We start from the raw sequence: 3,159 nt of genomic DNA on the forward strand, positions 1-3,159 counted from the left end.
CCGTTCTCCGCTGTTGAGGGCGGAGACACAGAACGCACTATGCCGAATCGATTACATGCAGATCAGTGTGAATCATGAGGAAAACGAGCCCGTTCGGCATAGTTCGCCGAGCGGCATAAACTTGCCTATGCCGCGAGCGGCATAGGCAGGTCTCGATCAGCGAAGCGATGCAGGCCCAGTTCTCCGCGCCTTCATCCGGGCCGGGGCCATAGTGCCGGGTTTCTGACATTCGAAGCCGTGATCACCTATCCGTTCCACCCGCTGGCTGGCCGGATGGTCCTGGTGACCGGCGACCATGAGCACGACGGTGTTCATTATTTCCTGATTCGGCAACCGCATGGCGGCTCCTTCCAGGTGCCAGGCTGGATGTTCGATCCGTCGGCATGTTCGACAGAGATTGTAACGATTCCGCGCCTTCCCGTCAGCCAACTCCTTCAACTGCGTAATCTGGTTGATCATCTCGTACACTGTCGTCCGGAGGAAGAAAGCCCCGGAGGATTCGGCGATGAGAAGGCAGTGTCGTACGCAAATGGATCTGTTCCTTCCCCTAACCCAGCCCAGCGACATGATTGGCACAGAACGCCAGAAGGCGTTGGCCCTTCTGCGAGCATTGCTGATGGAAGCGGCGACGAAGCCGGCCAACGAGCCTGCAGCCAACGGCAAAAAGGGAGCAGGCAATGAATAAGATCACGCCCGCGCACCTGGCTCGCGCCGCTTTCGTGTATATCCGCCAATCCACAGCGTATCAGGTCGTCAACAATCTCGAGAGCCAACGACGCCAGTATGGCTTGGTCGAGCGTGCGCGGCAGCTTGGCTGGGAAGACGTTCAACTCGTCGACGATGATCTCGGCCGATCCGGTGGCGGAACGGTCCGACCGGGCTTCGAGAAGCTACTGGCCGCGATTTGCGAAGAACGGGTTGGCGCCGTGGTATCGCTCGAGGCATCACGCCTTGCCCGGAACGGCAGAGACTGGCACACGTTGCTGGAGTTCTGCGGCCTGGTCGGCACACTGATTGTCGATGAGGAAGCAATCTATGATCCACGCTCACCCAATGACCGGCTGTTGCTTGGTATGAAGGGCACCATGAGCGAGATGGAGTTGTCGATCTTCCGGCAACGATCCGTCGAGGCCATGCGCCAAAAGGCGCGACGGGGCGAACTCCATTTGACCGTCGCCGTCGGCTACGCGAAGACAGATGACGACCGTATCGAGAAGGATCCTGATCGACGCGTCCAGGACGGCATCTTGCTCGTCTTCCGCAAATTCGCCGAGTTCCAGTCAATCCGGCAGGTGCTGCTTTGGTTCAGGCAGGAGAACGTGTTTGTTCCAGCGATTATGCAAGGTCGCGGTAAACGCCCCGTCGAATGGAAGACACCCGTCTATCACACACTGCACCACATGCTGACGAATCCAGTGTACGCTGGCTCTTACGCCTATGGTCGGCGAGGGACACGCGTGACGATCAAGGGTGGCCGCAAGCGGATCATGCGCGACACGCTCCGGCGCAATTGGAAGGATTGGGAGGTTTTGATTCACGACCATCATGAAGGCTACATTGCCTGGACTGAGTTCGAGAGGAATCAGCACCTGATCGCCGACAACGCCAACGGGAAGAGCTATATGGGTCGCGGCTCCATAAGGCGCGGCGAGGCCTTGCTGCCAGGGTTGTTCCGTTGCGCGCGCTGTGGCCGACGCCTGCATATCCAGTACACTGGAAAGGGCGGGAATACGCAGCGATATGCCTGCCGCGGCGCGTTCGGCATCAAAGCGGCCGACAACTGTATCGGCTTCGGCGGCATGCGGGTCGATCGTGCTGTCGCCCAAGAGGTGCTCGATCAACTACAGCCGCTTGGGATTGAAGCGGCGCTAGCCGCAATGGAGGCCCAGAGCGTGCATCATTGCGACAAGCGTAAGCACATCGAGAATGCAATCCAGCACGCTCAATACGAAGCCGCCCGGGCACGGCGGCAGTACGATGCCGTCGATCCCGATAACCGGCTGGTCGCCAGCGAGTTAGAGCGGCGCTGGAACGAGAAGTTGGTTCAACTGCGCGACCTGGAGGTCCAGCTCGAGACCCTCAAACAGAGGCAGCACACCCCGGCGCTTTCCGCCGCGGATCACGCGAGGCTGATGACTCTCGGCAAGGATTTGACCAAGGCGTGGAACAGTCCCGGCGCATCCGTCGAGACACGCAAGAAGATCATCAGGCTGCTTGTCAAAGAGATCATCGTCGATGTCGTGGGCGATACATTGGCGCTCATCATTCACTGGCAGGGCGGCGACCACACCCAGTTGACGGTCAAAAAGAACAAGATCGGACAAACCCGCTGGACGGTCGAAGCCGATGTCCTCGATCTCGTTCGCGTATTGGCGAGGCAATTATCGGACACGGCAATCGCTGCGATCCTCAATCGGTCCGGCAAGCTAACTGCACATGGTGCGAGTTGGACGCGATCCCACGTCTGCAGTCTCCGCAACACCAACGGCATTCCTGTCTACCGCGAAGGTGAACGAGCCGAGCGCGCCGAAGCTACGTTGGATGAAGCCGCCGACATTCTGAAGGTGAGCCGCACGACGGCCTATCGGATGGTCAGCAGTGGGACCCTTCCGGCCCGGCAGCTGTGCGGCGGAGCGCCCTGGATTATCCAGCTTGCCGACCTGCAGCGAGACGCTGTGTGCCGCGAAGCCGATGCCGGACGATCACGTCGCCCGATATCTCGAGATCCGCAGCAAAATCTCCTTCCTTTATAAGGGCATCACCAGATGAGCAGTATGAAGCGCCAACGTCATGCCCCGCGAACAGCGCATTCTTACGGTTAAGGATAAGAGGACGGATGCTTCGCTCGACAATATTTGTGTCCAGCTCGATGCGGCCGTCGTCGAGGAAGCGCGTCAGACCATCCCAATGATTCAAGGCGTAACGGATGTGCTCGGCGATTGTCGCTTTGCCCGAGACGCGGGTGAGCTGCTGCTCGAACCAGATCTTGAGCGCCGCTACCTGCGGCTTGCTGCGCTCCTGGCGGGCGGCACGGCGCTCGTCGGCGCTGCGGCCCTTGATCGACTTCTCGATCGCATAGAGAGCGGCGATACGCTCGAGAGCTTCACTCGCGATTGGGGCAGGACCGTCCTGGACAAGGTCGAAGAAGCGGCGCCGCAG

General features: G+C 59.8%; 2 protein-coding genes and 2 pseudogenes. 3 read left to right on the top strand and 1 reads right to left on the bottom strand.

The genetic code is table 11. From position 1 onward, the window contains the following. Nucleotides 1–237 precede the first annotated feature (237 nt). The 3 genes and pseudogenes from SO140_RS45480 to SO140_RS45490 form a co-directional block, all read left to right on the top strand. Nucleotides 238–450: pseudogene (locus tag SO140_RS45480) on the top strand (DUF5372 family protein); the annotation flags it as partial. A 79-nt stretch (nucleotides 451–529) separates the two neighbouring features. Beyond that, nucleotides 530–685: a hypothetical protein gene (locus SO140_RS45485; RefSeq protein ID WP_498544160.1), complete on the top strand. Its 156-nt coding sequence runs from the start codon at nucleotides 530–532 to the stop codon at nucleotides 683–685. Beyond that, a complete protein-coding gene (locus tag SO140_RS45490; RefSeq protein ID WP_498544159.1) occupies nucleotides 678–2,753 on the top strand; it encodes a recombinase family protein in 2,076 nt (691 codons plus the stop codon). The genes SO140_RS45485 and SO140_RS45490 overlap by 8 nt, the downstream gene beginning before the upstream one ends. A 25-nt stretch (nucleotides 2,754–2,778) precedes the next feature. Here SO140_RS45490 and SO140_RS45495 read toward each other — a convergent pair. Beyond that, a pseudogene (locus SO140_RS45495) lies at nucleotides 2,779–3,159 on the bottom strand (IS66 family transposase); the annotation flags it as partial.

Source organism: Bradyrhizobium sp. UFLA05-108 (assembly GCF_059803455.1).